The 24,714-nt window shown below is 63.3% G+C and carries 22 protein-coding genes and 1 pseudogene; 13 read left to right on the forward strand and 10 right to left on the reverse strand.

What is annotated here, in order from left to right; translation table 11 throughout:
- Positions 1 to 89: 89 nt before the first annotated feature.
- Positions 90 to 641 carry a TetR/AcrR family transcriptional regulator gene (locus tag V8683_RS07925; protein WP_411192218.1) on the reverse strand — a complete coding sequence of 184 codons (552 nt, stop codon included), beginning with the start codon at positions 639 to 641 and terminating at the stop codon, positions 90 to 92.
- 243 nt (positions 642 to 884) lie between these two features.
- Here V8683_RS07925 and V8683_RS07930 point away from each other — a divergent pair, with 243 nt between their 5' ends.
- Both V8683_RS07930 and V8683_RS07935 read left to right on the forward strand, forming a co-directional pair.
- Positions 885 to 1,496, forward strand: a complete 612-nt coding sequence (locus tag V8683_RS07930) for a DUF3313 domain-containing protein (RefSeq protein ID WP_411192219.1) — start codon at positions 885 to 887, stop codon at positions 1,494 to 1,496.
- Between the two features lie 41 nt (positions 1,497 to 1,537).
- Positions 1,538 to 3,094, forward strand: coding sequence for a PqiB family protein (locus V8683_RS07935; RefSeq protein ID WP_411192220.1), 1,557 nt, complete (start codon positions 1,538 to 1,540; stop codon positions 3,092 to 3,094).
- Between the two features lie 66 nt (positions 3,095 to 3,160).
- Here V8683_RS07935 and V8683_RS07940 read toward each other — a convergent pair whose 3' ends face one another.
- Entirely contained in the window at positions 3,161 to 3,964 is an 804-nt protein-coding gene (locus V8683_RS07940; protein ID WP_411192221.1) for a response regulator transcription factor, read from the reverse strand.
- Positions 3,965 to 4,215: 251 nt separating this feature from the next.
- On the opposite strand from V8683_RS07940, the gene V8683_RS07945 reads away from it, so the two are divergent.
- Positions 4,216 to 5,682 carry an ATP-binding protein gene (locus V8683_RS07945; protein WP_411192222.1) on the forward strand — a complete coding sequence of 489 codons (1,467 nt, stop codon included), beginning with the start codon at positions 4,216 to 4,218 and terminating at the stop codon, positions 5,680 to 5,682.
- Positions 5,675 to 6,394, forward strand: a complete 720-nt coding sequence (locus V8683_RS07950; RefSeq protein WP_411192223.1) for a response regulator — start codon at positions 5,675 to 5,677, stop codon at positions 6,392 to 6,394. Before V8683_RS07945 ends, V8683_RS07950 begins: the two co-directional genes overlap by 8 nt.
- Before the next feature lie 210 nt (positions 6,395 to 6,604).
- Here V8683_RS07950 and V8683_RS07955 read toward each other — a convergent pair whose 3' ends face one another.
- The gene (locus V8683_RS07955) at positions 6,605 to 7,630 is read right to left on the reverse strand and encodes a LacI family DNA-binding transcriptional regulator (RefSeq protein ID WP_411192224.1); all 1,026 of its coding nucleotides are present in this window, start codon (positions 7,628 to 7,630) and stop codon (positions 6,605 to 6,607) included.
- A gap of 197 nt (positions 7,631 to 7,827) precedes the next feature.
- On the opposite strand from V8683_RS07955, the gene V8683_RS07960 reads away from it, so the two are divergent.
- Complete coding sequence (locus tag V8683_RS07960) at positions 7,828 to 8,916, forward strand: fatty acid desaturase (protein WP_411192225.1); 1,089 nt, start codon at positions 7,828 to 7,830, stop codon at positions 8,914 to 8,916.
- Here the strand turns inward: V8683_RS07960 and V8683_RS07965 are convergent.
- On the reverse strand, positions 8,907 to 9,677 hold the full coding sequence (locus V8683_RS07965) for an AraC family transcriptional regulator (protein ID WP_411192226.1): 771 nt from the start codon (positions 9,675 to 9,677) through the stop codon (positions 8,907 to 8,909). The genes V8683_RS07960 and V8683_RS07965 overlap by 10 nt on opposite strands.
- Positions 9,678 to 9,798: 121 nt before the next feature.
- Here V8683_RS07965 and V8683_RS07970 point away from each other — a divergent pair, with 121 nt between their 5' ends.
- Complete coding sequence (locus tag V8683_RS07970; protein ID WP_411192227.1) at positions 9,799 to 10,305, forward strand: DinB family protein; 507 nt, start codon at positions 9,799 to 9,801, stop codon at positions 10,303 to 10,305.
- A gap of 44 nt (positions 10,306 to 10,349) precedes the next feature.
- On the opposite strand, the gene V8683_RS07975 is transcribed toward V8683_RS07970, so the two are convergent.
- Complete coding sequence (locus V8683_RS07975) at positions 10,350 to 11,399, reverse strand: GlxA family transcriptional regulator (protein WP_411192228.1); 1,050 nt, start codon at positions 11,397 to 11,399, stop codon at positions 10,350 to 10,352.
- A 286-nt stretch (positions 11,400 to 11,685) separates the two neighbouring features.
- Here V8683_RS07975 and V8683_RS07980 point away from each other — a divergent pair, with 286 nt between their 5' ends.
- The 6 genes from V8683_RS07980 to V8683_RS08005 all read left to right on the forward strand — a co-directional run bounded on the left by V8683_RS07980 (position 11,686) and on the right by V8683_RS08005 (position 18,909).
- On the forward strand, positions 11,686 to 13,074 hold the full coding sequence (locus tag V8683_RS07980; RefSeq protein ID WP_411192229.1) for an L-serine ammonia-lyase: 1,389 nt from the start codon (positions 11,686 to 11,688) through the stop codon (positions 13,072 to 13,074).
- 69 nt (positions 13,075 to 13,143) lie between these two features.
- Positions 13,144 to 14,388 carry a sarcosine oxidase subunit beta family protein gene (locus tag V8683_RS07985; RefSeq protein WP_411192230.1) on the forward strand — a complete coding sequence of 415 codons (1,245 nt, stop codon included), beginning with the start codon at positions 13,144 to 13,146 and terminating at the stop codon, positions 14,386 to 14,388.
- 64 nt (positions 14,389 to 14,452) lie between these two features.
- Positions 14,453 to 14,776, forward strand: a complete 324-nt coding sequence (locus V8683_RS07990) for a sarcosine oxidase subunit delta (RefSeq protein WP_411192231.1) — start codon at positions 14,453 to 14,455, stop codon at positions 14,774 to 14,776.
- Positions 14,773 to 17,772: a sarcosine oxidase subunit alpha family protein gene (locus V8683_RS07995; protein WP_411192232.1), complete on the forward strand. Its 3,000-nt coding sequence runs from the start codon at positions 14,773 to 14,775 to the stop codon at positions 17,770 to 17,772. Before V8683_RS07990 ends, V8683_RS07995 begins: the two co-directional genes overlap by 4 nt.
- On the forward strand, positions 17,762 to 18,412 hold the full coding sequence (locus V8683_RS08000; protein WP_411192233.1) for a sarcosine oxidase subunit gamma: 651 nt from the start codon (positions 17,762 to 17,764) through the stop codon (positions 18,410 to 18,412). The genes V8683_RS07995 and V8683_RS08000 overlap by 11 nt, the downstream gene beginning before the upstream one ends.
- Positions 18,409 to 18,909 carry a dihydroneopterin aldolase gene (locus tag V8683_RS08005; protein WP_411192234.1) on the forward strand — a complete coding sequence of 167 codons (501 nt, stop codon included), beginning with the start codon at positions 18,409 to 18,411 and terminating at the stop codon, positions 18,907 to 18,909. Before V8683_RS08000 ends, V8683_RS08005 begins: the two co-directional genes overlap by 4 nt.
- Positions 18,910 to 19,498: 589 nt before the next feature.
- On the opposite strand, the gene V8683_RS08010 is transcribed toward V8683_RS08005, so the two are convergent.
- On the reverse strand, positions 19,499 to 19,981 hold the full coding sequence (locus V8683_RS08010; RefSeq protein WP_411192235.1) for a DUF2778 domain-containing protein: 483 nt from the start codon (positions 19,979 to 19,981) through the stop codon (positions 19,499 to 19,501).
- Positions 19,982 to 19,990: 9 nt separating this feature from the next.
- Positions 19,991 to 20,473: an Hcp family type VI secretion system effector gene (locus tag V8683_RS08015; RefSeq protein ID WP_411192236.1), complete on the reverse strand. Its 483-nt coding sequence runs from the start codon at positions 20,471 to 20,473 to the stop codon at positions 19,991 to 19,993.
- Positions 20,474 to 20,662: 189 nt separating this feature from the next.
- Between V8683_RS08015 and V8683_RS08020 the strand changes: the two are divergent.
- Positions 20,663 to 20,808 (forward strand): annotated as a pseudogene (locus V8683_RS08020) (IS3 family transposase); the annotation flags it as partial.
- Here the strand turns inward: V8683_RS08020 and V8683_RS08025 are convergent.
- The 3 genes from V8683_RS08025 to betC form a co-directional block, all read right to left on the reverse strand.
- Positions 20,788 to 21,990, reverse strand: coding sequence for a porin (locus V8683_RS08025; protein WP_411192237.1), 1,203 nt, complete (start codon positions 21,988 to 21,990; stop codon positions 20,788 to 20,790). The pseudogene V8683_RS08020 and the gene V8683_RS08025 sit on opposite strands and share 21 nt — an antisense overlap.
- Positions 21,991 to 22,087: 97 nt before the next feature.
- A complete protein-coding gene (locus tag V8683_RS08030; RefSeq protein ID WP_411192238.1) occupies positions 22,088 to 23,056 on the reverse strand; it encodes a choline ABC transporter substrate-binding protein in 969 nt (322 codons plus the stop codon).
- Between the two features lie 58 nt (positions 23,057 to 23,114).
- A complete protein-coding gene (betC, locus tag V8683_RS08035; RefSeq protein ID WP_411192239.1) occupies positions 23,115 to 24,656 on the reverse strand; it encodes a choline-sulfatase in 1,542 nt (513 codons plus the stop codon).
- Between the last annotated feature and the right edge of the window lie 58 nt (positions 24,657 to 24,714).

Genomic DNA, 24,714 nt, shown 5'->3' on the forward strand with positions numbered 1-24,714 from the left:
TCGGGCAGAACATCCAGGTCCAGGGGCGTGCCGCACGGCCGGGCGGCGCGTCACCCTCGACAGCTGCAGGGAGCCGCAGCGTAACGCTCTCACCACTTTCCGTCGTCGAGAAGCCGGTCGAAAAGCCGGTCGCGCAAGGCCTCGGGCATGCTGGAGAGGCCGAGCAGCGAGTTGAAGGCGATCCCGGCGGCTGCGAAGTAGCGCAGCAACGAGAGTTCGAGATCTTTCGCCTCGGCCTGTAACTGCTCCATCTTGGCGACATCCTGGGACTTGAGGTCGTCGAGCAGGGCAGGGCTTTCGATCAAGGCCGCGAGGACTGCGCGCGCGACTGAATTCGGCTGCTTGACGGACTCCCTGAAGATGGCGATCTGGGCGGAGAGAACGGGTTCGGGCCGCGTGGTTCCGCCTGTAGTCAGGTGTTCATGGGCAATCTGTTCGAACTGCTCGCGCTGGCGGTCGAGGAGCCCGCGCAATACGCCGTGCTTGTTGCGAAACTGGTGGAGCAGCCCGCCTTTGCTGATGCCGCTTTCGCGTGCGAGCGAATCGAACGTCAGTCCGCCAACACCATCGCGAGTCAAGATCGAGAGCGCCGCGTCAATCGCTTTTCTGCGCGAAATCTCCGAACGTGTCTGGTTATCCATTGTTAATGCGCAGAGCGAGCCGTTGTAATTGGCGAAGCTCCGTATTGTACGCGCGTCCGGGATGGATCGCTAAAAACAAACCGGGCAGACGGTTTACATTCTGAGATGACAATGCTACGCTTCGTCCTCGTTGCGGTCGCATACCGCCGCATCGCGCCCATCAATTTGGCCCCATTTTAAGAGGAAGCCCCCGTGTTCAAGATCCGTTCTTTCTCCAGGTCGGCATTTTACGTAGCACTACTGATGTTATCGGCCTGCGCGAGCATGAAGCCGGTTGCTTATACCGATCTCGCATCGGCGTCGCAGTTGAAGGAGAACCGGGGCGACGATGCCGCCAGGACACCGTTCCGCTACGTGGCGCCAGTGGTGTGGTCGCGCTACGCCGAGGTGATCGTTGATCCCGTGGTGGTGTATCGCGGGACCGACAACCAGTTCGGCGACCTGTCCGACGCAGACAAGTCCGAGCTTGCCGCATACATGAACAAGGCGTTTGCCAAGGCGCTCTCCGGGCGCTTCGACCTGACGGCCCAACCGTCGCCCGCGACGCTGCGCGTGAAGCTCACACTGACCGGCGCAGAGAAAACGACCGCCGTAATCGGCCAGGCCATGCACTTCGACATTGCGGGCAATCTCTACAACGGGGTTCAGGCGGTCCGCGGCGGGAAGGGCGCATTCAGCGGTTCGGTATCCTACGCGGTGGAGGTTTACGACAGCGCGACGGGACGACTCCTGCGCGCCTACGTGACGAAGCAATATCCGAACGCGATGAACCTGCCGGCGGCATTTGGCTCGCTGAGCGCGGCGAAGACGGGCATCGACAAAGGCGCCGACGCTCTCGTCGAGCAGTTGCGCTGACTGCCGGTCGGCATACGGGTGTCGTCGTGGGGAAGCGGTGAATGACGCGTCTTCGCCGACCGTTCTCAGGCTGGTTCCTCCTCGTCGCCGGAGGATTGATCGGGATCCTCACGTTTGCCTATGTGCTGACACCGTCCGGGCCGCGCGTGACCGTGAGCTTTTTGTCGGGAGCGGGCCTCGTGGCTGGGAAAACGAAAGTCCGCTATCGCAATGTGGAAGTGGGGCGGCTGGAGAGCTTGCGCTGGTCCGCCGACTCCCGGCACATCGATGCGGAACTGCAACTCGATGCCGCCGGACGAGCGATTGCGACATGCGGGGCGCGATTCTGGGTCGTACGCCCACGTCTCGGGCCAAGGAACGTTTCCGGATTGATGTCCGTTATCTCCGGCGCCTATATCGATGTCGACGTCGACCTGAAATCGCATCGGGCCTGTGGCGAATTCATCGGACTGGAGACGCCGCCGGTCGTGACCCGCGATCAGCGCGGTACGTGTTTCACGCTTCGTGCGGCATCGTTGGGCTCGTTGAGTCCGGGCTCGCCGGTTTATCTTCGCGGCGTGCAAGTGGGGCAGATACTGGGGTATTCGCTTGCGGCAGGTTCCCGCAACGTCCTCATCGACGCTTTCGTCAAGGCGCCGTTTGATCGCTTCGTCACGTTCGATACACGGTGGTGGCAGGCAAGCGGGATCGAGATGCGATTCGGGTCCGGCGGCGTGCGTATGCAGGCGGAGTCGATTATGGCGGTTGTCGCGGGTGGCGTGGCGTTCGAACCGCTCGGCGGCGTGTCTGCGGCATCCGCCGCGAGCGGGCAGACCTTTGCGCTCGCGGACAATCGCGAAGACGCGATGCGTAACGACGACGGGCTAGCCGCCGTGGTGCGAATGCGCTTCGCGCAGTCGGTTAGAGGATTGTCGGTCGGCGCACCGGTCGAATTCCGCGGCGTCGATTTGGGCACGGTAATCGCGGTCGATATCGACCTGAATCCGGAGCACGATCGCTTCGATATGCTGGTCACCCTGCAGTTGTATCCGTCGCGACTCGGACGAAACTATCGCGACGCGCTGGGAGACGGCACCGGGGCGCCCGCAAAAAACCTCCTGCAGCAGCTTGTCGCGCGGGGGCTTCGCGGGCAGTTGCGCATGGGAAGCCCGCTGACCGGACAGAAGTATGTGGCGCTCGATGTCTTTCCGCATGCCCCCGCGGCCCGAGTCGATATGAGCCATGCTCCCATCGAACTGCCGTCGGTGCCGAATACCCTCGAAGAACTTCAGGATCAGTTGGCGAATATCATTCGCAAACTCGACCGTATGCCGCTACAGGAGATCGGGAGCAATCTGAACGCATCGTTGGCGCATTCGAATGACTTGTTCGAACGTCTCGACGGGGAACTCGTACCGGCGGCGGAGGCCACGCTCGCGTCCGCCCGGGAAGCGTTTCGCTCTGCAAACGATACGCTCGACCAGCAGGCGCCGTTGCCGCGCGACGTCGACCAGGCGTTGATCGAACTCCGGCGCGCATCGGTGAGCGTGAATGCGCTTTCCGAATATCTCGAGCGGCATCCAGAATCGTTCGTTTGGGGGAAGGGCGCGGATCAATGAGGGGATCGAAAGCAGGGGCCGCCCCGTGCCGCATAGACCCTCTCGCACCGCTGCCGTGGACGCGGATTATGAGGGGACGACGCGACTATGCGCGGAGGACCCGGCCCGGTACGCCGTTCCCGTGTCTGTTTCGCAGGGCGTGTCGAACTCGTCTGCAGAACTAAAATCTGGAAATGCATCGTCAGAGCAAAAAATATAGCCGTCGCCGTAGCGCGTTTGAATATACTGGCGCCCGCTCGGCGAGGTGCCCAACAGTTTGCGTAGGCGGCAGACGATCACGTTGAGGCTGCGTTCGTTGAGCTTCGACCTCCTGTCGAGCTGGCTCAGAATGCAGGGACGCGACATCACGCGCATACGGTTGCTGGCCAGCACCGTCAGCACGGAAAACTCCAGCGGGGAAGCCGCAATCTCCTTGCCGTGTTTGAGCAGACGCGCACCCGCGGGGGCGAGTTCGAAGTTGTCGAAAACGATCGGCTTGTAATCGCGCGGGATCCTCGGCAAAGCCGGGCTGCAACGCAGCGCGTGACGCAGGCGTGCGAGCAGCTCGCGCGCATCGAAGGGATCGACGACATAATCGTTCGCACCGATCTCGAAGGCCAGCACTTTGTCGACTACGTCGTCGGACCGGCTGATGACGATGACCGGAAGCAGGCAGCCTGTTTCGCGCAGGCGCCGGAGTACCGAAAGTCCGTCGTTTGCCGGCAGGTCGTGGCGCAGGACGATGGCCGACGGGTACTCGAGCGCAAGGCGCCGCTCCAGCGCCTCGGCGCCGTACAGGACCGACATGTCGATCTGATTGCGCTGCAGATGCGCACGCAAGGTGTCCCGGCATGCCGGATCGGGCTCGACGACTAGCACCTGAATGTCCACGGGTTCTGTTCCTTTCGACGACTGACGCTGCGCGGCACCACGAAGGCGAGATGGCCGGCGCAGGCAAACCGATCATACGGAGCAACTGTGCAAGAAAGATGGGGAAATCTGGAGAAAATGTGGATTGAGGCGTACGCCGAAAGCTTTCGGCAGGCTTTGGGCGAAAATAGCGGCAGCCGGCTACCGGCACACTGCGGGCGCGGCGATCCGACCGTTTCACGCCCGAGTCCCTGGGACACGGCCAGCACTCCATGAAAATCACCACGACATCGAAACTCTTTTTCGCGATCCTCGGAGCCTGCGTGCTCGTGGCGGTTGCGTCAGGCATCGCGGTACGCCTGAGCTTCGACTATGCCTTTGTCGATTTTCTGCAGGAGCAAAGCGAGCCGGACATCCGGGCGATCGAGCAGGAGCTCGAAGCGTCTTACGCTCAGCACGGCAACTGGGATTTTCTGCGCCAGGAGGCGCAAGATCGCGGCCGTCCGCCGATGGCCATGGGCGCGCCGCCGGACCTGCCGTCCGAGGTAGCGGGCGGCCCGCGCGGGCCGGAAGGCTTACCCCCGCCAGGCAACGACGGCGGGCCGTCGCCTCGCGACTTTGCCGGGCGGGCGCAACCGCCCCGTCCGCCCTTTACGGTCTACGACACGCACAGGAAGCCCGTCACGAGCGAAGGTCCTCCCGCGCCGCCGGACTCCGCGCGCCGCGCGCTCGTGGTGGCCGGGCACACGGTGGGCTGGCTCGCGGTGGCGGGCCCGGCGGCGCTGGTCGACAGCGCGGGCCAGCGCTTCAAGCAGCGCGAGGCGCAGGCAACGTGGATCATCGTCGGCTTTACGATTCTGCTTTCCGCCGCGATCTCGATCCTGCTTGCGCGTATTCTGCTGGCGCCCGTGAAGCGCATCGTCGGCGCCACGCACCGGCTGGCAGGCGGCGATTACGCTACGCGCGTCAGCGAAACCGGCGGCGACGAATTGCAGACGCTCGCGAGCAATTTCAACCAGCTCGCGCAGTCGCTCGAAAAGAACGAGCGGATGCGGCGAGACTTCATTGCCGACATTTCGCACGAGTTGCGCACGCCGCTCTCGGTGTTGCGCGGCGAGCTCGAAGCCATCGAGGACGGCGTGCGCCGCCCGGATGCCGCGACCCTCGCCTCGCTGCAAGCCGAAGTGGGGATGCTCAACCAGTTGATCGACGACCTCTACGAACTCGCGCTGGCGGATATCGGCCAGCTCTCGTTCGAGATGGTTTCGCTCGATGTCGTGCCGGTCGTCGAAGCGGCCTGCGACGCCTTCCGCGAGCGCCTCGCGGCAAGAAGCATCGCGCTCGAATTCGAGGCCGAGGGCGGGAGCGGCGAGACCGCCATTTCCGGCGATCCTTACCGGCTCACCCAACTCTGCAAGAACCTGCTGGAAAACGCGCTGCGCTACACGAACGCGGGTGGTCTCGCGCGCGTGGCGATCAGGACTGCGGAGGATACGGTGATCGTCGACGTGCAAGACTCGTATCCGCCCGTTCCCGATCCGCTGTTGCCGCATCTGTTCGAACGCTTCTTCCGCGTCGATTCCTCGCGCAGCCGCCAGAGTGGCGGCGCGGGCCTTGGGCTTGCACTGTGCAAGCACATCGTTCAACGCCACAACGGCACCATCGAGGCCTCCCGCTCGCCGCTTGGCGGTCTGAGGATACTCGTTCGACTCCCACGTCTGAATTCCGCTCATGACTGACGCCGCCGCCCCCTCCACCGTCCTGATCGTCGAGGACGAGCCGAAGCTCTCGGCCCTGCTGGCCGACTATCTGGCCGCCGAGAACTTTACGCCGGCGATCCTCGAAGACGGCCGCGACGTCGTGCCTTACGTGCGCGAGCAGCAGCCCGCCATGGTGCTGCTCGACCTGATGCTTCCCGGGCGCACCGGACTCGACGTATGCCGTGAACTGCGGACGTTTTCGGAAATTCCCGTGATGATCATCACGGCGCGCGTGGACGAGATCGATCGCCTGCTCGGTCTCGAACTGGGCGCGGACGACTACGTGTGCAAGCCGTTCAGCCCGCGTGAAGTGGTTGCTCGCGTGAAGGCCATACTGCGCCGCGCCGAGGTTCGCTCGCGCGCCGGGCACGAGGGCGAAGACGCCGTGCCGTCGCCCTTCGTGATCGACAGGCAACACCATGTCGCGAAGCTCGATGGCAAGGAGCTCAACCTCACGCCGGTCGAATTCCGGCTCCTCGCGTTGCTGCATGCCGGCGCGGGGCGCATCTACGCGCGCGACTATTTGCTGCGGACGCTCTACGACGATCATCGCGTCGTGGCGGACCGTACCATCGACTCGCACGTGAAGAATCTGCGCAAGAAAATCGAGGCGATCCGTCCAGGTCAGGAATTGGTTCGGTCGATCTACGGTGTGGGGTATCGTCTGGAGAATGTTCCCGTAAGCGACTGAGCGGGGCGGGTTCATTGCGCGGTAGCGCTTTCCGCTGATCCACTAACAATCCGAAATTTTCCGGAAACCTGTTGCCCGGTTCGATGCGTTATGCTGATTTCCGCCGCACACGCCAGCTTTCTCCCCTAGCCTGGCTGCGCGGTGTATCAACCAGAGCCCTTTGTAACGCCCCCGGCCCCTCCGGGGGTTTTTTTCGTCAGCCGCGGCAGGCTACACATTGGCTTCGGTATAAGTGACGAACGGCAGGAGCGACTGGATCGACCGGTACATGCCGTTGTCGCGCGACGCCTCGATCATCGCGTTCACCAGCCGGCTCGCCATTCCGTCGAGGGGATGCGAGATCACCAGATCGACTTGCCCTTCGATCAGCGCCTGCCGGGTGATCTGGGTGAGATCCATGCATACCGTGACCAGTCTTCGCGGCACGTCATCGTCCTGCAACGCCTGAATCACGCCCTCGATGCCGCCGCCCGCCACGAAGATGCCCACCAGGTCCGGCTGGCGCCTGAGCAGGTCGAGCGTCGCCTCGTGAGCCAGATGAATGTCTTCCAGGCTGACCAGGGTTTCCATCACCTCGAAGTCCGGGGCGTACTCGCGCATATAGCCGCGGAAACTGATTTCCGCCTGCTCCTGGCACAGATAGCGGTGGCTGCCCAGCATGACGACTACCTTGCCCGGCGTTTTACTGAGCCGCGAGACGGCCCAGGCCGCGGTGCGCCCAACCTTGCGATGATCGATGCCGACGTGCCCGGCGCAGCCTTGCGCGCTCAGATCGGAAAGCAGGGCGAACACCGGCGTGCCCTCGTGGGCGAGCTGGTCGATGGCCTGGCTGATCTGCGGATGATCGGCCGCCACTATGGCAACGGCGTCCACTTTGCCGGACAGCGCCTGCAGCTTCGCCGCGACATGCCGTGGCGTCAGTTCGTCCAGATGCTCGATCACGGCTTTGACGGGAGCGGCGCTGTACGTGCCGGCGGCCGTATGCAGCGCATCGCCCAGGTCGCGATAGAACTGGACGCTGCGCTTTTGAAGGAGGAAGCCGAGCTTGTAGCCATCCGTACGCTCGTCGATGCGATGCCGGATCAGACCGGCCCGGCGAAAGCCGAGTCGTTCGGCCGCTTCGAGCACCTGTTGTGCGGTCTCGGGCCGGACCTTGGCGCGCTTGTTGATGACCCGGTCCACCGTGGCCACGCCTACGCCCGCTTCGCGGGCCACATCCATCATGGTCGGATACATGGCTACCTGCCTTCCTTCCTGATAAAAAACTATCAAATATGCCCGGCATGTGATGATGGATCGTGAGGCGAAATCCCTGAACCTCGTTGGCGAGGCGCAGTGCCTCACTATACTCGAAATCAGCGACAGGCCATCGCAATCAACAGGGTCTCGAAGATCGTTCGAGAGCGTTCGTGACGGGCATGGGATGATGCGAAATGATAGATTCCGCGAGGGTGCGAGATTACCGGCTGGATGGGCCGCGAGGCCGGGAGGCGGCGGCGAAGGGGCTGGTGTCGGCGCAATGGTTCGCCTGCACGGTGGACCGCAAGACGATGAAGGCACTGATGCGGCGCAGCGACTGGCAAGGCCTCCAGTATCTGGGGAGCTGGCTGCTTCTGCTGATGGGCAGCGGCGTGCTGGCCTGGCACTGCTGGGGGACGATCTGGGCCGTGCCGGCGTTCGCGCTATACGGTCTGTTCTACGCGGCCGGCGAGCATGGCGCGCATGAGCTTTCGCACGGCACACCGTTCAGGACTACCTGGCTTAACAAGGTCTTTTTTCAACTGACTTCGTTTCTCGCGCTGCACGAGACGGTCTACTGGCGCTGGAGCCACGTGCGCCATCACACCAACACGCTGATTGCCGGCAACGACCGTGAAATTGCCTTTCCGCGCCCGGTCAGTCTGCTCGGCCTGCTCGCCGACTTCTTTTTCCTGAAGTCCGGCACGATCGAGGTGCTGCGCACCATCCGTCATGCCTTCGGCAGCGTGAGCAACGCGACGCGAACATTCGTGCCAGCATCGGAAATCGGGCGGATGGTCTTCTCCAGCCGGATCTATACGGCGATCTTCGCCGCAACCGCGGCGTGGTGCGTCGCCATTCACAGCATCCTGCCAGCCCTGTTCATCGTTCTGCCGCGCTTTTACGGTTCGCCGCTCACGCAGGTCTTCAACATCACCCAGCATGCGGGCCTCGCCGAAGATGTGCTGGACCATCGTCTGAACACGCGCACCGTGCTGTTCAACCCGCTGTTCGGCTTCCTCTACATGAAGATGAACTATCACATCGAGCACCACATGTTTCCGATGGTGCCGTTCTACAACCTGCCGAAACTGCACGCGCTGATTCAGGCCCAATGTCCGCCGGCGCCGCGCGGATTATTCGCCGCCTACCGCGAAATCATCCCGGCCCTGTGGCGCCAGCGTAAAGATCCGGACTACTGCATCCGGCGCCCGTTGCCGCAACAGGCCGAAGTGCGTCTGACGCCGGGCGAGACAGCGCCGGTCAAGACCACCTACGCCTGATAGCGGTGAGGGGCGATGCCGACGACGCGCTTGAACATGTTGGAAAACGCCGTCGGGCTGCTGTAGCCGAGTTCGTAGGCTACGCGGGTGATCGACTCGCCCTGCGCAAACCGGGCAATGGCGGCGAGCAGACATGCCTGCTGCCGCCAGGCGACGAAGCTGATTCCCAACTCCTCGCGGAACAGCCGGGTAAAACTGCGGCGGCTGAGTCCTGTGCGGCGTGCCGCTTCGTCGAGACTGAGCGACACGGACGGCGCGGCCAGCAGGTCCCGGCAAAGCGCCGCCAGGCGCGGCTCGTCTGGCAAGGGGGCATTGAGCGGCAACGGCTGCATGGTGGCGATCTCATCGAGGAGCAACGCCATGATCCGTTCCGCGCGTGTCATCGGTTTGTATAGCGCGGGCTGATGCACGGCTTCCGAGATCAGATTCCTGAGCAAGGCGGACGTACCCAGGACACAGCATTGCCGGGGCAGCCGGCTGGCCTGTTTCGCACGTTCGTCGACAAAGGCGTTGAGCATGCGCACCTGGCCGCTCATTCGCATCTCGTGGGGAAACTCGGCGGGAAGCCACACGGCGCACCGGGGCGGAACCATCCAGTTTCCCGCACTCGTCAATACCGTCATCGCTCCTTCGGCCGCGTAGGCAAACTGACCGCGCGCATGCGTGTGGTCGGGATGGACGAAACCCGAAGGATAAAGACGCTCCGTGGCGATGACGTCCCGCGGGACTTCCACGTAGCTGACCGGAATGGCGGTTGGCATGGCCCGAACTATTGTCAGATTGACCTGATTATAAGAGCCCGATGAGGCACCGGCATTTACCATGCGGGCAACGGGTACGACCGGCTTTCCTGTTGTTCAATCATGGCGTGGAGAAACACCAATGGCACTGCGTAACGAACCCATGTTGGCCCGATATAGCCAATGGGCGAACGAGACGATTTACGACGTGGTGGCGGGGCTGCCCGAGGAGGCGGTCACGGCGCCCCTGGAGACGACCTTCGGCAGCGTGCTGCGCACGTTGGGGCATGGCTACGCCGTGGGTGCGATTTTCCAGGCTCATCTGGAACAGCGTTCCCATGGATTCACCGTGCGCAATGTTCCGGATTCGACGACGTTCGGCGCACTGCGCGCGATGCAACGGGACCTCGATACGCGGTTGGTGACGTGGATCGACACGGTGAACGCGCTCGAACTGGACGAGCCTGTCCGCTTTCGATTCCTTGATGGCGGCGAAGGCACGATGACGCGGCGCGAAATCCTCTTCCACGTCGTCAATCACTACACATTTCACCGCGGGTTCGTCGTGGATACGTTGCGCCGCATGTCGGCGGCGGTGCCGGCAACCGACCTGACCGTCTATCTGTGCGAGCGCGCTTGCCAGTCATGACGCGTCTACGTCGGCTTCCTGGCAGGGATGCCCCGAGCGAGGCGTCAGTGAATCGCGTCGAGCGACGGGGTTTCGGCTGGCCGTGCCGTTTCGTTGTTCCGGTACACGATCGGTGGCACACCGAACTGTTTGCGGAACTCGCGTCCCAGGTGAGAGGCGTCCGAAAACCCGCAGCTCGATGCGATGTCGGCGACGGTTCGATCCGAACTCGTGAGCAGCCACGCGGCCGTGCGCAGGCGGATCTGGTTGGCGAACGCGCGCGGGCTTTTCCCCGTCTCCGCCTTGAACAGACGCTCCAGTTGCCGCGGCGAAAGGTTCAGCTTGCAGGCCAGCTCCTCTAGCGGCACCGTCCGCCCGACCTGCTGCTCCATCAGGAGAATGGCGCGCTTCACCTTGGGGTGCGTGGCCGGCTCCAGCCCCGGCGGCTGAGGCTGGGGGGCGTTGCCTTGCTGCAGCTCGCCCACGAGCAGGATACGCAGCGCCTTTTGCACCGTGGCGTGGTCGAAGTGGCGCAGCAAAATGGCGGCGGCCACGTCGATGGCGGCGCGCCCGCCCGAGCAGGTGATGCGCCGCCGGTCGATCACGAACAGGCGGTCGGCCACGAGGGCGTCGGCATTGACGGCCGGAAAGCGCTCGACGAAATCCCAGTAGTGGAACCAGCTCACGCAGATGCGGTGCCCGTCCAGCACGCCCGCGCGCATGAGCGCGAACACGCCCGTGCAGATGCCGACGAGCGTGGTGCCCGCCTGCGCCGCGCGGCGCACGTACTTCAAGGTTTCCTCGCTGGCCTGCGGGCCCGAATGCAGCAGGCCGCCCACCACGACGAGATAGTCGACCGGCGGCGCGTCCTCGAACGTCTCCCATGGCGTGACCTGGATACCGCAACTCGCGCGCACGGGCGCGAGCGATTCGCCGATTACGCGCCACGAGCAGCGCACGGGCTTGCTGTAGTCGCCTTCGTCGGCGGAGAGCCGCAGCATGTCGACGAAGCCCGAGAAGGCCGTCAACGTGAAATTGGGCAGCAGCACGATGCCGAAGCGGATGTGCTCCTTGGGCAAGGCGTCGACGGACGTGACCGGCAGCGGATCGGGCATGGCGAAAAGCGAAGCGAAAAAGGCCCACGCGGGCCACGGCGTACGCCCCGCGGGCTGCGGGGCCGGTCACTCAAGCGTCGCTGATCGGCGCTCGCGACACTTGTGTTTTTGCGCCATCTATCTTCGCATAAACGAACAATCGGGGCTGCCGCGCCTGCGGTGGCGGCCTTGTCCCACGGCCATGCCGCTTTTGTTCTATCGGCGGAATTTTCGCTTTGGTGAAGTGACGTCATGCCGGATCGCCACGATCCGCCCACTTCCGGCGTCATTTTTCAGCAGGCATTTCATGAACGTCAGCGTCTTCGACCTGTTCAAGATCGGCATCGGTCCTTCCAGTTCCCATACGGTAGGCCCGATGATCGCCGCGTGCCGGTTCGCCTCTCACGTGGAGGATGCGAACCTGCTCGGCTTCGTGCGCCACCTGAAGATCGAGCTGTACGGCTCGCTCGGCGCGACCGGCAAGGGCCACGGTACCGACAAGGCCGTGCTGATGGGGCTGGAGGGCCATCTGCCCGACCTGATCGACCCCGACCTGGTCGAGCCGCGTCTCGAAGCCATCCGCAAGGACAAGCGCCTCGTGCTGCTCGGCAAGCATGCCGTGCCGTTCGACATGCGCGAGCATCTCGCGTTCTACCGCCGGCTCATGAGCGGCACGCATGGCGTTGCGCATCCGAACGGCATGCGCTTCCAGGCGTTCGACGAGAACGGTCAACTGCTCGTGGAGAAGGAGTATTACTCCGTCGGCGGTGGCTTCGTGGTCAATCGCGACGGCGACCGCATCAACGGGCTGCGTCCCGCCGGCGAGGTGCCTTACCCGTTTCGCACCGGCGACGACCTCATGCGCGTGTGCCGCGAGAGCGGGCTTTCGATCGCCGAAGTCGCGCTGCGCAACGAATGCGTCTCGCGCAGCGAGCAGGACGTGCGCGACGGCCTCCTCGCGATCTGGCGCACCATGGCCGCCTGCGTCGAGCGCGGCTGCCGCCTGCACGGCGAGCTGCCGGGCCCGATGCGCGTGAAGCGGCGCGCGGCCGACCTCGCGGTGCAATTGCGCGCGCGTTCCGAGGAGTCGCTGCGCGACCCGCTTTCGATGCTCGACTGGGTGAACCTCTACGCCATGGCCGTCAACGAGGAAAACGCCGCGGGCGGGCGCGTCGTCACCGCGCCGACCAATGGCGCGGCAGGCGTGATTCCGGCTGTTCTGCACTACTACGTGAAGTTCGTGCCGGGGTCGAACGAGGACGGCATCGTCGACTTTCTGCTGACGGCCGCCGCGATCGGGATCATCTACAAGGAAACGGCGTCGATCTCGGGCGCCGAGGTGGGCTGCCAGGGCGAGGTGGGCGTGGCGTGCTCGATGGCCGCCGCCGCGCTCGCGGCCGTGATGGGTGGTACGCCCACGCAGGTAGAGAACGCAGCCGAGATCGGCATGGAGCACAACCTCGGCATGACCTGCGATCCCGTAGGCGGCCTCGTGCAGATTCCCTGCATCGAGCGCAACGCCATGGGCGCGATCAAGGCGCTCAACGCTTCGCGCATGGCGCTCAAGGGCGACGGGAAGCACTACGTGTCGCTCGACAGCGTGATCAAGACCATGCGCGAAACCGGCGCCGACATGAAAACGAAATACAAAGAGACGTCGCGCGGCGGGCTTGCCGTGAACGTCATCGAATGCTAGGGCCTGAGAGGTCGCAGTGAGAGACCGCATTGAGAGAGCACACATGAGCAACGAACGAGGGAGCAGCCGATGAGCCGCTATTCGATTTTCAGTCTGTTTCGCAACGGATTGTCGTATCACGAGAACTGGGAGCGGCAGTGGCGCAGCCCGGAGCCGAAGAAGGAGTACGACGTGGTGATCGTCGGCGGCGGCGGGCATGGTCTCGCCACCGCGTACTACCTTGCGAAAGAGCATGGCGTGAAGAACATCGCGGTGCTGGAGAAGGGCTGGATAGGCGGCGGCAATACGGCGCGCAACACGACCATCGTGCGCTCGAACTACCTGTGGGACGAATCGGCTGCGCTCTACGAGAAGGCGATGAAGCTGTGGGAAGGGCTTGCCCAGGACCTCAACTACAACGTGATGTTCAGCCAGCGTGGCGTGATGAATCTTGCCCATACGCTGCAGGACGTGCGCGATACGCAGCGGCGTGTCAATGCGAACCGCCTGAACGGCGTGGACGCGGAGTTCCTCACGCCCGAGCAGATCCAGGCCATCGAGCCGACCATCAACCTGAACAGCCGCTACCCCGTACTCGGCGCCTCGATCCAGCGCCGCGGCGGCGTGGCCCGCCACGACGCGGTGGCGTGGGGCTTCGCGCGCGGCGCCGACCAGCGCGGCGTGGACATTATCCAGAACTGCCAGGTAACCGGCATCCGCCGCAACGGCGGCGCCGTGACGGGCGTCGATACCGTGAAGGGCTTCATCAAGGCGAAGAAGGTGGCCGTGGTCGCGGCCGGCAACACCACGACGCTCGCGGACATGGCCGGCGTGCGGTTGCCGCTCGAAAGCCACCCGTTGCAGGCGCTCGTTTCCGAGCCCATCAAGCCCGTCGTGAACACGGTGGTGATGTCGAACGCGGTGCACGCGTACATCAGCCAGTCCGACAAGGGCGACCTCGTGATCGGCGCGGGCATCGACCAGTACACGGGCTTCGGCCAGCGCGGCAGCTTCAACATCATCGAGGGCACCTTGCAGGCGATCGTCGAAATGTTCCCGGTGTTTTCGCGCGTGCGCATGAACCGGCAGTGGGGCGGCATCGTCGATGTCTCGCCCGACGCGTGCCCGATCATCAGCAAGACCGGCGTGAAGGGTTTGTACTTCAACTGCGGCTGGGGCACGGGCGGCTTCAAGGCGACGCCGGGCTCGGGCTGGGTCTTCGCGCACACCGTCGCGAAGGACGAGCCGCACCCGCTCAATGCGCCGTTCTCGCTGGACCGCTTCTACACGGGCCATCTGATCGACGAGCACGGCGCGGCTGCCGTGGCGCATTAAGTGTGCACCGAGCGTGCACCAGGCGCGCAATGAACGTGCAGTGAAGGGATAACGGAGAAAAACCATGTTGCTGATCGAATGTCCGTGGTGCGGACCGCGTGCCGAATCGGAATTCACCTGCGGCGGCGAGGCGGATATCGCGCGCCCGCTCGAAACCGACAAGCTCACCGACGAGGAGTGGGGCGATTACCTGTTCATGCGCCATAACCCGCGCGGCGAGCATCGCGAGCAATGGCTGCACGCGCAGGGCTGCCGACGCTGGTTCAAGGTCACGCGCGACACCGTGACCTACGCGATTCACGGATACGAAACGTTTGGCCCGGATACCACCGGTGCCTCCGCCGCCGGCGGGGCGCAGGAACACACGCAAGGGAGCAGGACGCGATGAGCCAGAAGAACCGACTCGGTGCGGGCGGACGCATCAACCGTGCGATTCCGCTGAGCTTCACGTTCAACGGCCGCACGTATCAGGGCTACCAGGGCGACACGCTCGCTTCGGCGCTGCTCGCCAACGACGTGCATTTCGTCGCGCGCAGCTTCAAGTATCACCGGCCGCGCGGCATCGTGACGGCGGACGTTGCCGAGCCGAATGCCGTCGTGCAGCTCGAACGCGGCGCGTATGCGGTGCCGAACGCTCGCGCGACGGAAGTGGAGCTGTATCAGGGCCTCGTGGCGACGAGCGTGAATGCCGAGCCGAGCCTCGAAAACGATCGCATGGCGGTCAACCAGAAGTTTTCGCGCTTCCTGCCTGCGGGCTTCTACTACAAGACCTTCATGTGGCCGCGCAAATGGTGGCCGAAGTACGAGGAAAAGATCCGCGACGCGGCGGGTCTTGGCAAGGCGCCCGAAGTGCGCGACGCCGACCGCTACGACAAGTGCTACGCGCATTGCGACGTGCTCGTGATCGGCGGCGGACCGACGGGGCTCGCCGCGGCGCACACCGCGGGCCTCGCCGGCGCACGCGTGATCCTCGTGGACGACCAGCGCGAGCCCGGCGGCAGCCTGCTTGGGTGCAAGGCCGAGATCGAAGGGCGTCCCGCGATCCATTGGGTCGAAAAGATCGAGGCGGAACTCGCGAAGATGCCGGACGTGAAGATCCTCACGCGCAGCACGGCGTTCGGTTACCAGGACCACAATCTCGTTACGGTCACGCAGCGGCTGACCGATCATCTGCCCGTCTCCACGCGCCAGGGCACGCGCGAGCTGCTCTGGAAAATCCGCGCGAAGCGCGTGATTCTCGCGACGGGCGCGCACGAGCGTCCCATCGTGTTCGGCAACAACGACCTGCCGGGCGTCATGATGGCCTCGGCGGTGTCGACCTATATCCATCGCTACGGCGTGATTCCGGGTCGCAATGCAGTGGTGTTCACGAACAACGATGCGGGCTATCGCTGCGCGCTGGACCTCAAGTCCTGCGGCGCGAACGTGACGGTCGTGGACGCGCGCCCGCAAGGCGAAGGCGCGTTGCAGTCCGCTGCGCGCCGCCAGGGTGTGAAGGTCATGTACAACGCGGCCATCATGGCCGCGCATGGCAAGCTGCGCGTCAGTTCGGTCGACGTGGTCGCCTGTACGAACGGGCAGACGGGCGCGAAGCTCGCCACGCTCGGCTGCGATCTCGTGGCGATGTCGGGCGGCTTCAGCCCTGTGCTGCATCTGTTCGCGCAGTCGGGCGGCAAGGCGCACTGGAACGACGAGAAAGCCTGCTTCATGCCGGGCAAGCGCGTGCAGCCCGAAGTGAGCGTGGGCGCGGCGGTGGGCGAGTTCGGCCTCGCGCGCGGGCTCAAGCTTGCGGTGGACGCGGGCCTCGACGCCGCGCAATCGCTCGGCTTCGCGCTGGCCCGCCCGACGGTGCCCAAGGTGGCGGAGCCGGACGAGACGCCTTTGCAGCCGCTGTGGCTCGTCGGCAGCCGCGAGGCTGCGCCGCGCGGCCCGAAGCAGTTCGTCGACTTCCAGAACGACGTGGCGGCGTCCGATATCCTGCTGGCGGCACGCGAAGGCTTCGAGTCCGTCGAGCACGTGAAGCGCTATACGGCCATGGGCTTCGGCACCGATCAGGGCAAGCTCGGCAATATCAACGGCATGGCCATTCTGGCTGCCGCGCTCGGCAAGACGATTCCCGAAACCGGCACGACCACGTTCCGCCCGAACTACACGCCCGTTTCGTTCGGTACGTTCGCGGGCCGCGAACTGGGCGATTTCCTCGACCCGATCCGCAAGACCTGCATTCACGAGTGGCACGAGGAGCAGGGCGCGGAGTTCGAAGACGTGGGCAACTGGAAGCGCCCCTGGTACTACCCGCGCGCGGGCGAGGACCTGCATGCGGCCGTCGCGCGCGAGTGCCTCGCAGTCCGTAACAGCGTTGGCATTCTCGATGCGTCCACGCTCGGCAAAATCGACATCCAGGGTCCCGATGCGGCGAAGCTGCTGAACTGGGTGTACACGAACCCCTGGAGCAAGCTCGAAGTGGGCAAGTGCCGTTATGGGCTCATGCTCGACGAGAACGGCATGGTGTTCGACGACGGCGTCACGGTGCGCCTGGCCGACCAGCACTATCTGATGACCACCACCACGGGCGGCGCCGCACGCGTGCTCACGTGGCTCGAACGCTGGCTGCAGACCGAGTGGCCGGACATGAAGGTGCGGCTTGCCTCCGTCACCGATCATTGGGCGACGTTCGCCGTGGTGGGGCCGAAGAGCCGCAAGGTCCTGCAGAAAGTGTGCAGCGACGTCGACTTCGCCAATGAGGCGTTTCCGTTCATGACCTACCGCACGGGCACGGTGGCGGGCGTGGCCGCGCGCGTGATGCGCATCAGCTTCTCGGGCGAACTCGCCTACGAAGTGAACGTGCCGGCCAACCTGGGCCGCGCGGTGTGGGAGGCGCTGATGGCGGCGGGCGACGAGTTCGGCATCACGCCGTACGGCACCGAAACCATGCACGTGCTGCGCGCGGAGAAGGGCTACATCATCGTTGGTCAGGATACCGATGGATCGATGACGCCGATCGACCTTGGCATGGACGGGCTGGTCGCGAAGTCGAAGGATTTCCTCGGCCGGCGCTCGCTGTTCCGCTCCGATACGGCGAAGCCGGGACGCAAGCAGCTCGTGGGCCTCCTGACCGAAGACGCGAAGCTCGTGCTGCCCGAAGGCAGCCAGATTACCGCGGGGCCCGTAACGGGCGACACGGCGCCGATGCTTGGGCACGTGACGTCGAGCTACTACAGCCCGATCCTGAAGCGCTCGATTGCGATGGCGGTGGTCAAGGGCGGTCTTGGCAAGATGGGCGAGCAGGTCACGATTCCGCTCGCGAACGGCAGGCAGGCCACCGCGAAGATCGCGAGCCCGGTCTTCTACGATACCGAAGGAGTGCGTCAACATGTGGAATGAAGCGAGAAGCAACGAGACGGCGGTGCTCGCGGACATCGTGCAGCGCTCGGCCGGAAAGGTGTGGCAGGAGTCGCCGCTCGTCGGCGTGGCCGATCTGCTCGAGGCTCATCAAGCCGGCAAATCGAGGGCGATTCGTCTGAGCGAGCGACCCTTTTGCGATCTGGTGAACCTGCGCGGCGACGCGGCCGATCGCGCGTTTGTCGAGGCTGTCGAGCGCGTGACCGGTTGCAGCTTGCCGGTGCGCCCCAATACGACCGCACGCGGCGAGGCTTGCGACCTGCTCTGGCTCGGTCCCGACGAGTGGCTCGTGCGCTCTCGCGAGCCGCAGCCGGCAAGGTTCGAAGCGGCGCTGGCCGCCGCGCTCGCTGGCCAGTTCGCCTCGGCTGTCGACGTGGGCAGCGGGTTTACCGTGCTCGAACTGAGCGGAACACAGGTGCGCGACGTGCTGGCGCGCGGGTGTCCGCTCGACCTCCATCCGAGCTTGCTCGCGCCCGGCCAGTGCGCACAGAGCCATTATTTCAAGGCCTCGATCGTTCTCGTGCCCATCAGCGGGGAGGCTTACGAGGTGATCGTGCGGCGCAGCTTCGCCGACTACTTCGTGCGGATCCTGCTGGACGCGGCCGCGCCGCTCGTCGCATGAAGCCCTTCGACGACCTGCGCGCCATCCTCGCTTCGCCCGGGACCAGCGGACCGGGGCGGGGCTGGCGCGTGTTTGTCGACGAACTCGCGATCGAGACGCGCGTGGGCATTCACGCGCACGAACACCTTGCGCCGCAGCCGCTCGTGATGGACGCGAGCCTCGTGTACCGGTGCGACCCTTCTGAAGCGAGCATCGATACGCTGATCGACTACGAGCAGTACTGCAATCGCATCTGTGCGTTTCTCACGACGAAACCTCATACGCGGCTGCTCGAAACGCTGGCCATGGAGATCGCGGAACTGTCGTTCTCCGGATGGCCGGCGCTCGATGCGCTCACGCTCACGCTATACAAGCCGAAGATACGCGAGGGCACGCGGCGTTTGGGAATCGAGCTCGACTGGACGCGCGCCGACTACGAGGCGCGCCGCGCGGGGCAAGCGGTACGCGACGCGTCGTGCGGCGAGGTTCGCGTTCATGGCTCGGGCATATACCGTTGAACTGACCGAGCGCGCTTACGCGGAGGGTGACGCGCAGGCCGCGCTTGCGCTACTCGAACAGAGCATGGCGCGCGGGCAGCGGCGCATTGCTTTGCTGCGCTATTTGCAGGCGCAGTATCTCGATGCGCCGCTCGATGGGCACCATCATGACTATGTGCGGCGCGTGGCTGCGGGGATGAGTGCGGGGGCGCTGGAGGCGCTGCTTGTGGAGGCGCGGAAGCGGGCGTGTCGCATAACACGCTCTTCGCCCCGCCCGCTAATCTGAAACGCAAGAGACACCGGGCCAGCTATGTACCTCCCGACTGCCGCTTTCGGGCATAGCGGGCGATGACGAACCATGCAACACCCAGTACGAGCGCAACCGTCATGCACGATGTGATAGTCAGGCAAAGAAGACAAAGCATTTCAATATCGTCTTCGTTATACAAAGCACTAATGCCACTTGCCCGAACTGCGGCACGCATCGAGCTCCAGAGCCAATCCGGCATCCATAGCGATGACCGGGAGATAAACGCCCCCAGGAACCAGCCGCCCAGGCATGACATCATGACAAATCCAAGGACGCGCGCGCCGCGCAGTATCATCGTTTTCATCGCACTTCAACCGTGCCGTAAGCGCGCAACGTGCTACCGGGAACCGGCAAGTCGGGCTTATGGGCGCGGATGTACCGCCGTAGTTGGTCAAAGGCAAATGGGTTGACAACGGTAATGCAACCTTCACTAAGGTGTGCCGGCCCTTCAGGATGGATACGAAAGTTCCCGCGCCTGATACCGTCAATCATGGTTGAGTCTCCCGTGACAGGGTTCCATAGTGCGAACCACTTCGTTCGATCCGTTGTTCCATAACCGTACTCCGACCAGAGGTCACGCGCCCAACCCAGTATTCCGCCCGACTGCCGATCAACGATGTAATAGGTTCCCGCTGGAAGCGGACCAAGGCCTTCAGTTGCAGTCGCTTGTGGATCGTCGCGTCCCCAACTCGTGCCGGAATAGGCTGAGACTGAACCAAAGCCAGAACAATACAACGAGGAGGTTACCCTGTCGTTTAGCGCGAATGTGCATCGTACAGGCATAGCGTCTCCTTAGATGTAGTTCCAAATGTCTTTGAAAATCATGTTGCCGTCCGAATATGCCCAGGTGATTTCTTCATAGCGGAATTCAACGATTTCAAAGTGATTCCTGTTCTGGTTAGAAAGCTCTTTGATATTCTGAACTCGCGGCGATATGCCAACCACTTTCACGTTCTTCATGAATATCGTGAAATAAGCCTCTTCCCGTCCCGCTTCAGTCGCTCGATAGAATCTGATTTCTCCAGACTGCAACGTCAGGCCACATGCGACGGCTTGATAGAGAAGCGTCGACGAACAATCAATTTCCTTTTCGATGGCCAGAGGGCGATGCGTTCGTGTTCCCACAAGTCGCCCCGTATTGCCGTCTGCAGGGGAATGCAGCCCGTGGCTCAAGCTAAGAACCTCAATGCTTCCTTCACGACCTAGAACGTCGCTCGAACCTTGAATATTTGCGCCACCTTCGTCTTTCAGCCACAGGTGCAGAGGAACTGCCATTGTGAAATCTCCAGGGAAAAGGAATGCGACAGGAACATCGGCATGTAATTAGCCGATGTTTTCCTTGATAAGCGATCGAAGCGAGAAGGCGATATCGGACTACTCCGAAATACATGCGCAGCTTCATTGTTGCCAGGCTGCCTTGATATCGGACAAGAATCACCTTGAGCTTCCCCTGAGGATTCGCCGGACAGAGGCAGTCAATACGCTAACGAATTCCCGCGCAAACTGGACTCGTACGGCATGCGATGCTCGATGAGCCAAAAGAGCAGTTGCCGGGATAGGTGCCGACGGAAGGCATCTTCAACAGTTTGCTAAAAGCGATGCCGCATGCCCACCACGCTGAGAAACTGCGACCGGCCCGTACCGTAAAACCCTTCGTCCCCCACCGAAGCCGTAGCGGGAACCAGAGCGTCGGCGTCGCTCAATGTGTCGCCGCTGGCATGTTGATAAACCGCCGAGACGTAAATGTCCGTTCGCTTCGAAAGGAAGTAATCGGACCCGAGCGAAACCTGGTTATAGTTCGCCCCCGCTCCGCTGCCGGTTGCCCGCGTGAAGCTATAGCCGGCGGCCAGCCCCAGTAGCGGGCCCGGCATGTAGTGCAGGAACGCCGATCCGCTATTGAAATTGAGCGTGGCGTTGGTGTCGAACTGATGGAAGCGGGAGTTGCTGTAAGCCGCGCCGACCGCCAATGGTCCGAAGGAATACTGACCACCCAGGCGGCCGATCTCGTTGGATCGGATATTGGCAAACTGAACGATCGGGTTGTCATAGTTGAGTCCGTCCGCACTGGTCGATGCCGTGACGGCCGGAATACCGCCGATGAGTGCCGTCTGGTTGTCGACGCGATTGACCATATAGCCGCCGGCAAGCGAGAGCGCACCGTTGGTATAGGAAACGGCGGCGGAATAAACGCTACCTGCCGAAGCGGATCCGGCGACGCCGTTCAACGAAGCCATGGCTTCCAGCGTGAAGCCTGCGAGGGTCGGGCTGACGTACTTGATCGAATCGTTGATATGGAGCAGCGCGTCGTAGTTATCGACATTGCCCACCGTGGCAAACAGCGCGCCGAAGTCGATATCCGCGGTCAAGGGTTCGACCAGGTCGGTGATGGGATCGTACTGCCGGCCGAACGTCAGCGTCCCGTATTTGTCGGATGCGAGACCGACCCACGATTGCAGGCTGAAAAGCGTGTTCTTTTCGGCAAGTGCGCCGGAGGTCGGGACAATGATACTTTGCAGGTCGAAGATTGCCGACAGTCCACCGCCCAGATCCTCCTTGCCTTTCACACCGAATCCGCTCGACTGGATATTGCTGTTGACGAAGCCGATCCGGTGAGCTGCGCTGGTTCCCCCCGCGTTCGTGACGTAGCCTATTGAGGTGTCAAGCACACCGTATAACGTGACGCTGCTCTGTGCATGACTCGTGGCCGGAATCCACGCGGACGCGCTGAATATCAGGGCTGGGATGGCGCGGTACCTACTGGGACGCGGCGGCCTGTGACGAAGTTCGATCATTTCTTCCTCTTGCGTTGACGGTTTTTTAATTCGGATAACTACATATAATGAATAGAATGAGCGGGGATATCCCCGCGCACCCGTTCAATGTGCGGCGCTAGTGCGCCCCGACTGCCGCATTCACGGCTTCCAGACCATTCGCGCCGCCCACGGTCGTCACGCCTTCGAGCCAGGTCTTGAGTAAATCCTCATGCGCTTTCAAGGCATTCCTGGCGGCCGTGTCCATATCGACCTTGTCTTGCAGGACGCTCGCGATGAGCTGATTCTCGAGGTCGACGTTGAAGGTAATCTGGCGGAATAGCCTGCCGAGATTGGCGCACTGGTCGGCAAAGCCCACGCGCGTCACGGTATTGACGGTGGCACCGCCGTAGTTGGGACCGAAATAGGTGTCCCCGCCCGAGAGATAGGTGAGGTGAAATTTCGTGTTCATGAGGTGAGGCTCCCACGCGAGAAACACGATCCATTTCTTCTGCTTCACTGCGCGGTCGACCTGCGTGAGCATGCCTGTCTCGCTCGATTCGACCAGGTGCCAGTCGCCGAGGCCAAACGCTTTGTCGCCTATCATCTTCGTGATGTTCTGGTTCGCGGGCGCACCGGGTTCGATGCCATAGATCTTTTCGTCGAACTTGTCTGCGTTTTTGGCCAGGTCGGCAAACGAATGCACACCGGCCGCGGCGACGTAGTCGGGTACGGCAAGCGTGAACTTCGCATTCGTCAGGTTGGCATGCAGCACGACGATCGAATGACTGTCCACGAATGGCTTGATGAGTGGCGCCTGCGCCGGCATCCAGTTCCCGAGGAACACATCCAGTTGGCCTTTCCTGAGTCCTTCATAGGTGATCGGCACGGACAGGTTCATGACGTTTTGCTGATAGCCGAGCGCCTTGAGTACGACGCCGGTAACCGCATTGGTTGCGTCGATGTCGGTCCAGCCGGGAGCCGCCATGCGGACCTGCCTGCACGCTTGCGGCTCTTGAGCTTGCGCGGCCAGCGTCGGGGCAAGCGTTGCCCCAAGCAGCGCCGTGAGTGCGATGTATCTGAGCCAGGTGGGCCCGATTGGCTTCATGCTTTCCTCCTTCTTTCGTTTGCCTGGTGGGTGGCGGTATCGGTATCGGATGGCGGATTTACTCGTGCGTCACGCGTGGAAAGCGCGCCATGGCTTCGAGCGTGTCGAGTTCGATGTGATTGCGCATATAGCGCTGGCTCGCGTCGGAGAACGGTTGCCAGTCCCACGACTGGATGCGCCCTTGCGTGGTCGCCGCATAGTGGAAGCGCCGGCGCCGCTGGCTCGCCAGCACTGCGGCATGCAGGCCGGCCAGGTCCCAGCGCACGCCAATCTCGTCGCGAAACGCGCGCACCGTTTGCGCGTGCGCCGGGTCCTCCGCCAGATTGCTGCGTTCCTGCGGGTCCGCAACGAGATCGAATAGCTGATCCGGATCGGCTGGCGTGTGGATGAACTTGAAGCGCCCGCGGCGGATCATCACGATCGGTGCAATCGCGCCTTCGGCGAGATATTCGCCGAACACCTCATCGTGGCCGCCGTTGTCGAGCAAGTGCGGCACGAGACTTCTGCCGTCCACCGGATCGGGCCACGCAGGTTCGCGCTCGCCGGTCGCCAGCTCGACGAGAGTCGGCAGCAGATCGATCGTCGAAACCGAGCCCGCTACGCGATGCGCGTCGAAGTGCTTCGGAGCGTGCACGATCAGCGGTACGCGGCTCGCGTTTTCGAAGAACGTCATCTTGTACCAGAGACCTCGTTCGCCGAGCATGTCGCCGTGATCGGAGGTGACGATCACGATCGTGTCGTTCGCGAGACCGCTTGCGTTCAGCGCGTCGAGAATCGCACCGAACTGGGTGTCGACATACGAGAGCGCGCCGTAGTAAGCGCGCCGGGCGTTCCGGACCTGCTGCGCCGTCGGCGGCGTGCGGTCGGTCTCGCAAACGTGGCGCAGGCGCTTCGAATGCGGATCGCTCTCGTCATGGCTCAGCGTGGTGCGCGGCAGGTCGATGTCCTCGTCGCGGTACAGATTCCAGTACTCCTCTGGAATAGCATACGGGTCGTGGGGATGCGTCAGCGAGGCGACCACGCAGAAAGGCCGGACATCGTTGCCCGCCTGACGTTCGCGCGCAATGTCGAACAGCTTCTGGCGGGTCGTGAACGTCACTTCGTCGTCGAAATCCAGTTGGTTGGTGCGCACGCACGTACCGGCTTCGAGCACCGAGCTCATGTTGTGATACCAGCTTGGCCGAACGTCGGGCCGATCCCAATCCGGCACCCAGCCGAAGTCCGCCGGATAGATGTCGGTCGTGAGGCGTTCTTCGAAGCCGTGCAGTTGGTCCGGCCCGCAGAAGTGCATCTTTCCGGAGAGGACGGTGCGATAGCCGGCGGCGCGCAGATAGTGGGCGAAGGTCAGCGTTTGTGCCGGAAATTCGGCGGCGTTATCGTAGGCGCCGATCTTCGACGGCAATTGACCCGCCATCAGCGAAAAGCGGGACGGCGCGCAAAGCGGGCTCGGGCAATAGGCGGAGTCGAAAACCACGCCTTCGCGGGCGAGCGCGTCGATGCGGGGCGTCCTCGAGACCGCGTTGCCGTAAGCGCGCAGCGACGACGGTGTCATCTGGTCCGCCATGAGGACGAGGAGATTAGGTTTGCTCGGATGATTCATGGATAGGGGCGGGATTCACGTTGACCGGCGGCTCGACAGGCGAGGCGTGTACGACGCC

The sequence above is a fragment of the Paraburkholderia sp. AV2 genome, from assembly GCF_054968425.1.

Coding starts and splice junctions, on each gene's coding strand:
- V8683_RS08015 (WP_411192236.1), bottom strand. CDS start 20,473: ATGGCAGTTCCTCTGCACCTGTGGCTGAAAGACGAAGGTGGCGCAAAT.
- V8683_RS07985 (WP_411192230.1), top strand. CDS start 13,144: ATGAGCCGCTATTCGATTTTCAGTCTGTTTCGCAACGGATTGTCGTAT.
- V8683_RS08025 (WP_411192237.1), bottom strand. CDS start 21,990: ATGATCGAACTTCGTCACAGGCCGCCGCGTCCCAGTAGGTACCGCGCC.
- V8683_RS07975 (WP_411192228.1), bottom strand. CDS start 11,399: ATGCCCGATCCGCTGCCGGTCACGTCCGTCGACGCCTTGCCCAAGGAG.
- V8683_RS07935 (WP_411192220.1), top strand. CDS start 1,538: ATGACGCGTCTTCGCCGACCGTTCTCAGGCTGGTTCCTCCTCGTCGCC.
- V8683_RS07995 (WP_411192232.1), top strand. CDS start 14,773: ATGAGCCAGAAGAACCGACTCGGTGCGGGCGGACGCATCAACCGTGCG.
- V8683_RS08030 (WP_411192238.1), bottom strand. CDS start 23,056: ATGAAGCCAATCGGGCCCACCTGGCTCAGATACATCGCACTCACGGCG.
- V8683_RS07930 (WP_411192219.1), top strand. CDS start 885: ATGTTATCGGCCTGCGCGAGCATGAAGCCGGTTGCTTATACCGATCTC.
- V8683_RS07990 (WP_411192231.1), top strand. CDS start 14,453: ATGTTGCTGATCGAATGTCCGTGGTGCGGACCGCGTGCCGAATCGGAA.
- V8683_RS07960 (WP_411192225.1), top strand. CDS start 7,828: ATGATAGATTCCGCGAGGGTGCGAGATTACCGGCTGGATGGGCCGCGA.
- V8683_RS07980 (WP_411192229.1), top strand. CDS start 11,686: ATGAACGTCAGCGTCTTCGACCTGTTCAAGATCGGCATCGGTCCTTCC.
- V8683_RS08005 (WP_411192234.1), top strand. CDS start 18,409: ATGAAGCCCTTCGACGACCTGCGCGCCATCCTCGCTTCGCCCGGGACC.
- V8683_RS07965 (WP_411192226.1), bottom strand. CDS start 9,677: ATGCCAACCGCCATTCCGGTCAGCTACGTGGAAGTCCCGCGGGACGTC.
- V8683_RS07945 (WP_411192222.1), top strand. CDS start 4,216: ATGAAAATCACCACGACATCGAAACTCTTTTTCGCGATCCTCGGAGCC.
- V8683_RS07950 (WP_411192223.1), top strand. CDS start 5,675: ATGACTGACGCCGCCGCCCCCTCCACCGTCCTGATCGTCGAGGACGAG.
- V8683_RS08000 (WP_411192233.1), top strand. CDS start 17,762: ATGTGGAATGAAGCGAGAAGCAACGAGACGGCGGTGCTCGCGGACATC.
- V8683_RS08010 (WP_411192235.1), bottom strand. CDS start 19,981: ATGCCTGTACGATGCACATTCGCGCTAAACGACAGGGTAACCTCCTCG.
- V8683_RS07955 (WP_411192224.1), bottom strand. CDS start 7,630: ATGTATCCGACCATGATGGATGTGGCCCGCGAAGCGGGCGTAGGCGTG.
- V8683_RS07925 (WP_411192218.1), bottom strand. CDS start 641: ATGGATAACCAGACACGTTCGGAGATTTCGCGCAGAAAAGCGATTGAC.
- V8683_RS07970 (WP_411192227.1), top strand. CDS start 9,799: ATGGCACTGCGTAACGAACCCATGTTGGCCCGATATAGCCAATGGGCG.
- betC (WP_411192239.1), bottom strand. CDS start 24,656: ATGAATCATCCGAGCAAACCTAATCTCCTCGTCCTCATGGCGGACCAG.